At 68.2% G+C, this 7332-nt stretch carries 5 protein-coding genes; 3 read left to right on the top strand and 2 right to left on the bottom strand.

Annotation, left to right across the window (positions count from 1 at the left end; translation table 11 throughout):
• Window positions 1-165 precede the first annotated feature (165 nt).
• Both grpE and dnaK read right to left on the bottom strand, forming a co-directional pair.
• On the bottom strand, window positions 166-816 hold the full coding sequence (gene grpE, locus ACFYSH_RS33910) for a nucleotide exchange factor GrpE (RefSeq protein WP_359479327.1): 651 nt from the start codon (window positions 814-816) through the stop codon (window positions 166-168).
• A complete protein-coding gene (dnaK, locus tag ACFYSH_RS33905; protein WP_359479329.1) occupies window positions 813-2660 on the bottom strand; it encodes a molecular chaperone DnaK in 1848 nt (615 codons plus the stop codon). The genes grpE and dnaK overlap by 4 nt, the downstream gene beginning before the upstream one ends.
• 294 nt (window positions 2661-2954) lie before the next feature.
• Here dnaK and ACFYSH_RS33900 point away from each other — a divergent pair, with 294 nt between their 5' ends.
• From ACFYSH_RS33900 to ACFYSH_RS33890, 3 genes are all read left to right on the top strand, one after another.
• The gene (locus ACFYSH_RS33900) at window positions 2955-3629 is read left to right on the top strand and encodes a sugar transferase (RefSeq protein WP_359479331.1); all 675 of its coding nucleotides are present in this window, start codon (window positions 2955-2957) and stop codon (window positions 3627-3629) included.
• 91 nt (window positions 3630-3720) lie between these two features.
• Window positions 3721-6003 carry a (Fe-S)-binding protein gene (locus ACFYSH_RS33895; RefSeq protein WP_359479333.1) on the top strand — a complete coding sequence of 761 codons (2283 nt, stop codon included), beginning with the start codon at window positions 3721-3723 and terminating at the stop codon, window positions 6001-6003.
• Between the two features lie 214 nt (window positions 6004-6217).
• Complete coding sequence (locus ACFYSH_RS33890; protein ID WP_359479335.1) at window positions 6218-7135, top strand: Yip1 family protein; 918 nt, start codon at window positions 6218-6220, stop codon at window positions 7133-7135.
• Window positions 7136-7332 lie beyond the last annotated feature (197 nt).

Raw genomic sequence — 7332 nt, 5'->3', positions numbered from 1 at the left:
GGGGTGGGGGGGGGTGGTGGGCCCGCCTCTAATTTTGTTTTCGCCCTGCCCGATGAAGGCGGGGGGGGGCCCCGCCCCCCCCCCCCCGGCCGGGGGGGGGGGGGGGGGGGGGGGGGGGCCGCCCCCACGCCCCGTCGGTGTTCACCGCAGTGGTCGGACGGAATGTCAGACCTCTTCGGTGCCACCGCTCTCCTCGTCGTCTGCCTTCTCTTCCTTCGCCGCCGCGGGCGTGGCGCCCGGCTGCGGCTCGGCCACGGCCACCCGCGCGGGGCGGATGGTGCGCTCGCCGATGCGATACCCGGGCTGCAGGATCGCCACGCAGGTCGTCTCGGTGACGTCCGGCGCGTACGAGTGCATCAGAGCCTCGTGGATCGTCGGGTCGAAGGGCTCACCCTCCTTGCCGAACTGCTGGAGGCCGATCTTCGCGACGACCGTCTCCACGGATTCGGCCACCGCCTTGAAGCCTCCGACGAGCTCGCCGTGCTCCCGCGCCCGGCCGATGTCGTCGAGCACGGGCAGGAGATCGGTCAGGAGATTCGCCGCGGCGACCTCCTTGACCGTGACCCGGTCGCGCTCGACCCGACGACGGTAGTTCTGGTACTCGGCCTGGAGCCGCTGGAGGTCACCCGTGCGCTCGTTGAGCGCGGTACGGGCCTGGTCCAGCTGGGCCGTCAGAGCCGCTGTCTGCTGTACGTCCCCGGCCGGGGCCGCCGCCTCCTCCTCGGAGGGGGTGGCGGCCTTCGGCTCGGCGTCGTCGGCATCGGCGCCGGAGGGGACGTCAGGCTTCTCGTCGAAGCCCGGAGTCTCCTCGGTCACGCCGCACCGCCCTTCGTGTCCTTCTCGTCGTCCACGATCTCGGCGTCGACGACGTCGTCGTCGGCCTTGGCCTGACCGTCACCCGGCGCCTCGGCGCCCGGCGTCGCACCCTCGGCGTTGGCGTACATCGCCTGGCCGAGCTTCTGGGAGACGGCCGCGACCTTCTCGGTGGCGGTACGGATCTCTGCGGTGTCCTCGCCCTTGAGCTTCTCCTTCAGCTCGGTGAGCGCGGTCTCCACCTCCGTCTTGACGTCGCCGGGGACCTTGTCCTCGTTGTCCTTGAGGAACTTCTCCGTCTGGTAGACGAGCTGCTCACCCTGGTTGCGCGACTCGGCGGCCTCGCGACGACGGTGGTCCTCGTCGGCGTACTGCTCGGCCTCTTCGCGCATCCGGTTGACCTCGTCCTTCGGCAGCGAGGAGCCACCGGTGACGGTCATCTTCTGCTCCTTGCCGGTGCCGAGGTCCTTGGCAGCGACGTGCATGATGCCGTTGGCGTCGATGTCGAAGGCGACCTCGATCTGCGGCACACCGCGCGGGGCCGGCGGCAGACCGGTGAGCTCGAACATCCCGAGCTTCTTGTTGTACGCCGCGATCTCGCGCTCGCCCTGGTAGACCTGGATCTGCACGGACGGCTGGTTGTCCTCGGCCGTCGTGAAGATCTCGGACCGCTTGGTCGGGATCGTGGTGTTGCGCTCGATGAGCTTCGTCATGATCCCTCCCTTGGTCTCGATGCCGAGGGACAGCGGGGTCACGTCGAGGAGCAGGACGTCCTTGACCTCACCCTTGAGGACACCGGCCTGGAGCGAGGCGCCGATCGCGACGACCTCGTCCGGGTTCACACCCTTGTTGGCGTCCTGGCCGCCCGTGAGCTCCTTGACGAGCTCGGCGACGGCCGGCATACGGGTCGAGCCACCGACGAGAACGACGTGGTCGATCTCGGAGAGCTGGATGCCCGCGTCCTTGATGACGTTGTGGAACGGGTTCTTGCAACGGTCCAGGAGGTCCGCGGTCAGCTGCTGGAACTGCGAGCGCGTGAGCTTCTCGTCCAGGTGCAGCGGGCCCTCGGCGGACGCCGTGATGTAGGGCAGGTTGATCGTGGTCTCGGTCGAGGACGAGAGCTCGATCTTCGCCTTCTCCGCGGCCTCGCGGAGACGCTGGAGAGCCATCTTGTCCTTGGACAGGTCCACGCCGTGCCCGTTGGCGAACTGCTTCACCAGGTAGTCGACGACCCGCTGGTCCCAGTCGTCACCACCGAGGTGGTTGTCACCGTTGGTTGCCTTCACCTCGACGACGCCGTCGCCGATCTCCAGGAGGGACACGTCGAAGGTGCCGCCACCGAGGTCGAAGACGAGGATCGTCTGGTCGTCCTTGTCGAGGCCGTACGCCAGCGCGGCGGCGGTCGGCTCGTTGACGATGCGCAGGACGTTCAGGCCCGCGATCTCGCCGGCCTCCTTGGTCGCCTGACGCTCCGAGTCGTTGAAGTACGCCGGGACGGTGATCACCGCGTCGGTGACCTTCTCGCCCAGGTAGGACTCGGCGTCGCGCTTCAGCTTCTGCAGGATGAAGGCGCTCATCTGCTGCGGGTTGAAGTTCTTGCCGTCGAGCTCGATCTTCCAGTCAGTGCCCATGTGGCGCTTGACCGAACGGATCGTCCTGTCGACGTTGGTGACCGCCTGGCGCTTGGCGACCTCGCCGACAAGCACCTCGCCGTTCTTCGCGAAGGCGACGACGGACGGCGTGGTCCTGGCGCCTTCGGCGTTGGTGATGACGGTGGGCTCGCCGCCTTCGAGAACGCTGACGACGGAGTTAGTCGTGCCCAGGTCGATGCCGACCGCACGTGCCATTTCAATTCCTCCAACTGACTACTTGAGTGGATCTGACTCAAGGATGCATGAGACCCACCCCGGAGTCAAAGGACCTGAGCGACTTACGCTCAACTTATGTGCTCACATGCGGGTCGACCAGCACTTTTCCGCGCCAGAACGGTGGTGGTCCCACCCTGCGGCGCCCACGATCCGCGACACCCGGGCACGCGCCGCACGTCACGCACACCACCCACCATCGCACCGTGGGATCGTTCTGTCACAAAATGCATCGAGACGCTCATACCGTCACGTAACCGACCCGGGCAGGTGCACATGCGGAACGCGAAGCAGACCGTGGCACGAAGGACACGACACCCCGCCGTGCGGGCGGCGGCCGGAGTGGCGGGCGCGGCGGCCGACCGCGCCGCCGGGGCACTGGCGGCCGTGACCGCGAAGCGGTCCCTGGACCTGGCGCTCGGCTCCGCCCTCCTCCTCCTGGCGGCCCCCGTACTGGCCGCCGCCGCACTGGTCCTCACCCTGCGGACCCTGCGGACCGGGAGGGGCGGCGTACTGAGGCGCGAGATCAGGGTCGGCCTCGGCGGCCGCCCCTTCGCACTGCGCTCACTGCGCACCCGGCGGCTCCGGCTCGACCTGCTGTCCCGGCTGCCCCATGTCGTGACCGGGAAGCTCTCCCTGGTCGGTCCGGCTCCCCTCACCCGGGACGAGGCGGCCCTTCTCGGGCCGTCCGCCCGGCGCTGCCGACAGGGCCTGCGGCCCGGCCTGACCGGCCTCGCCCAGGTGCGCGCCCGCTCCGGAATGCCCTGGGACGAACCCGCCCTCCTCGACATCCACTACGCAGAGCATCATGGGACAGGACTCGACCTGGCGATCCTGGCGCGATCCGTACGCATCCACCTGCACGCGGCACCGCGGCGGCCGCACCGTCCGGGGAAGGCTCGCCTGAGCGACACAGATCACCGCCTGCCCGGCTACAGAGCGGCGGAATAAGTGGATAGTGTCAGCACAGACTGATTAAGTTACTGCTTAGTAATCACTTGTACGCGCTGGATCCCACCCTCGCAGGCCCGAGGAGCCCCACATGCAACTCGCCGCGATCATCGTGTCGCTGGTGCTGACTGTCGTCGGCGTTGCGCTCATCGCCCGAGCCGTCGCGCAGATCTACCGGTTCGTCCGTCTCGGACAGCCGGTGCCGGCAGGCAGCCGCACCGACAACCCCAAGCAGCGCACGATCACCCTGGTCAAGGAATTCCTCGGCCACACCCGGATGAACCGGTGGGGGATCGTGGGCTTCGCCCACTGGTTCGTCGCGATCGGCTTCCTGACCCTGCCGCCGACACTGCTCCAGGCGTACGGACAGCTCTTCCAGGCCGACTGGGTGCTGCCGGTCATCGGTGGCTGGCTGCCGTTCGAGATGTACATCGAGTTCATCGGCATCATGACCGTGCTCGGCATCGTCACGCTGATGGCCATCCGGCTGCTGAACCTGCCCTCACGGGCCGGCCGCAAGTCCCGTTTCGCCGGCTCGAAGGCCTGGCAGGCGTACTTCGTCGAGTACGTCATCCTCGTCATCGGCCTGGCGATCCTGGCCCTGCGTGGTCTCGAAGGCGCGATCCACCACGTCGAAGGCTACGAGGCCGCCTACTTCGTCTCGTACCCGCTGGTGCTGGCGTTCAAGGGCATCGCGCTCGGCACGCTGCAGAACCTGATCTACCTCACCGCGATGATCAAGATCGGCACCTCGCTGATCTGGATGATCACGGTCTCGCTCAACACCAACATGGGCGTCGCCTGGCACCGCTTCCTCGGCTTCCCGAACATCTGGTTCAAGCGCGACGCCGACGGCGACGTCGCCCTCGGCGCGCTGCAGCCGATGACCTCGGGCGGCAAGGAGATCGACTGGGAGGACCCGGGCGAGGACGACACCTTCGGCGTCTCCCAGGTCGAGCAGTTCTCCTGGAAGGGCATCCTCGACTTCTCCACGTGCACCGAATGCGGCCGTTGCCAGTCGCAGTGCCCCGCCTGGAACACGGGCAAGCCGCTCTCCCCGAAGCTCCTGATCATGTCCCTGCGCGACCACGCGCACGCCAAGGCGCCGTACCTGCTGGCCGGCGGCGGCAAGGACATGGAAGGCAACGAGAAGGCCACCGAGAAGCAGCTCGAGGACGTCCCCGCGGCCGCTCTCGCGGAGGCCGAACGCCCCCTCATCGGCACCGCCGAGGAGAACGGCGTCATCGACCCGGACGTGCTGTGGTCCTGCACCACCTGCGGTGCGTGCGTGGAGCAGTGCCCGGTCGACATCGAGCACGTCGACCACATCGTCGACATGCGCCGCTACCAGGTGATGATCGAGTCCGCGTTCCCGTCCGAGGCGGGCACGATGCTCAAGAACCTGGAGAAGAAGGGCAACCCCTGGGGGCTGGCCAAGAAGCAGCGCGTCGAGTGGACCAAGGAGGTCGACTTCGAGGTCCCGATCGTCGGCAAGGACGTCGAGGACCTCAGCGAGATCGACTACCTGTACTGGGTCGGCTGCGCGGGCGCCCTGGAGGACCGTGCCAAGAAGACGACGAAGGCCTTCGCGGAGCTCCTGCACATCGCGGGCGTCAAGTTCGCGATCATGGGTGGCGACGAGAAGTGCACCGGGGACTCCGCCCGCCGCCTCGGCAACGAGCCGCTGTTCCAGCAGCTCGGCCAGGAGAACGTCGCGATGCTGAACATGGCGTTCGGCGAGGACTCCGCCGAAGGCGAGGACGGCGACGACTCGACGAAGAAGCCGAAGTCGTCGAAGAAGATCGTCGCGACCTGCCCGCACTGCTTCAACACCATCGCCAACGAGTACCCGCAGCTCGGCGGCGAGTACGAGGTCATCCACCACACCCAGCTGCTCCAGCACCTGGTGGACGAGGGCAAGCTCGTCCCGGTGACGCCGGTCGAGGGCCTGATCACGTACCACGACCCGTGCTACCTGGGGCGGCACAACAAGATCTACACGCCCCCGCGCGAGATCATCGCCAAGGTCCCGGGTCTGCGGAACGAGGAGATGCACCGCCACAAGGAGCGCGGCTTCTGCTGCGGCGCCGGTGGTGCCCGGATGTGGATGGAGGAGCGGATCGGCAAGCGCATCAACAACGAGCGCGTCGACGAGGCCCTCTCCCTCAACCCGGACATCGTCTCCACCGCGTGCCCGTTCTGCCTCGTCATGCTGACCGACTCGGTCAACGGCAAGAAGAACGACGGCAAGGCGAAGGAGTCGGTGCAGGTCGTCGACGTCTCGCAGTTGCTCCTGGAATCGGTGAAGACCCCCGCGGACCCGGCGGGTGAGGCGGAGACCGCCGACCAGCCCGAACCGGAGCCCGTGCAGTAGCTCCCTCCCTCATGGAAGCGGCCGGACCTGCCTCGGGGGCAGGACCGGCCGCTTCCTCGCGTAAAGGGTGGCGCCGGCCCCCTCTCCGGGGTGGCACGGACCCCCCGGGGTTCCCCCCGGGGTTCCCCTAGGGGATGTCACAGCTAGGCCGCAATGGGGCCCGTCTTCCCCCGGCCCTCACACCTCACCCGCACGGACCAGGTACGTTCGACGTGTGGCTGGATTCAGGATCGGACGCGGCCGGGACAACCGCACACCGCAACAACACCCGCAGCAGCAACAGCCGTACGGCGCGCAGGCATCACCGCCGCCGTACGGCGGGCAGTCGTGGCCCCCGTCAGGAGGCACCGGCGCACCCTACGGAGGCCCTCAGGGCGCCCCGTACAGCGGCGGGCACGGCGGCAACGGACACGGGGGTGGTAACGGGCACGGCGAACCCGAGTACTTCGGCGACCCGCACCACCAGCCCTCGCAGCAGGACCCGTATGCCAACGCCCCGGGGCACACCCAGGCGTTCAGCATCAACGAGGACCCGTACGGCGGCGACGGGAACACCTACCGGGCCGGCCAGGCCCCCGCACAGCCCTCGGGGCCGCGGCTGCACTGGAAGCAGTTGCTGAGCGGCATCGTGATGCGGCCGGGGCCGACGTTCTGGCAGACCCGCGACTACCCCGTCTGGGGCACCGCGATCACCGTGACGTTCGTCTACGGCCTGCTCGCCCTCTTCGGCTTCGACCAGGCGCGCGACGAGGCGATCCACGCGGAGGTCTCCACGGTCGCCCCGTACGTGATCTTCACGGGCCTCGGCTTCGTGATCGGTGGCCTGGTCCTCGGCGCGGTCACCCACACCCTGGCCCGCCAACTCGGCGGCACGGGATCCTGGCAGCCGACCGTGGGCCTGTCGATGCTCATCATGTCGATCACGGACGCCCCGCGCCTGATCTTCGCCCTGTTCCTCGGCGGCGAGAACTCCCTGGTGCAGATCCTCGGCTGGATCACCTGGCTGGCCGCCGGCGCGCTGTTCACCTCGATGGTGAGCAAGTCGCACGACCTGCCCTGGCCGAAGGCCCTGGGAGCCTCCGCGATCCAGCTGATCGCGCTGCTCTCGATCATCAAGCTCGGCACGATCTGATCCGGTCCGACATCTGATCCGATCGACATGCGGGAGGGCCCCGGTGCATCGCACCGGGGCCCTCCCGCCCGTTCCGAGCCCAGCATGACCCGATCGAGAGGGCCTAGGTGTTCTGTCCACGGAGGTTGGGTGCGGTGACAGTGATCACCGTCTTGGGATCTTGAACGGGTGAGGGCCTTCCGGGTTCGGTGTGGATT

This window comes from Streptomyces sp. NPDC005791, assembly GCF_042871485.1.
Lineage (GTDB): Bacteria > Actinomycetota > Actinomycetes > Streptomycetales > Streptomycetaceae > Streptomyces.
Note: the sequence above shows the minus strand (reverse complement) of the source record. Positions and strands in the feature narration are given on the sequence as shown.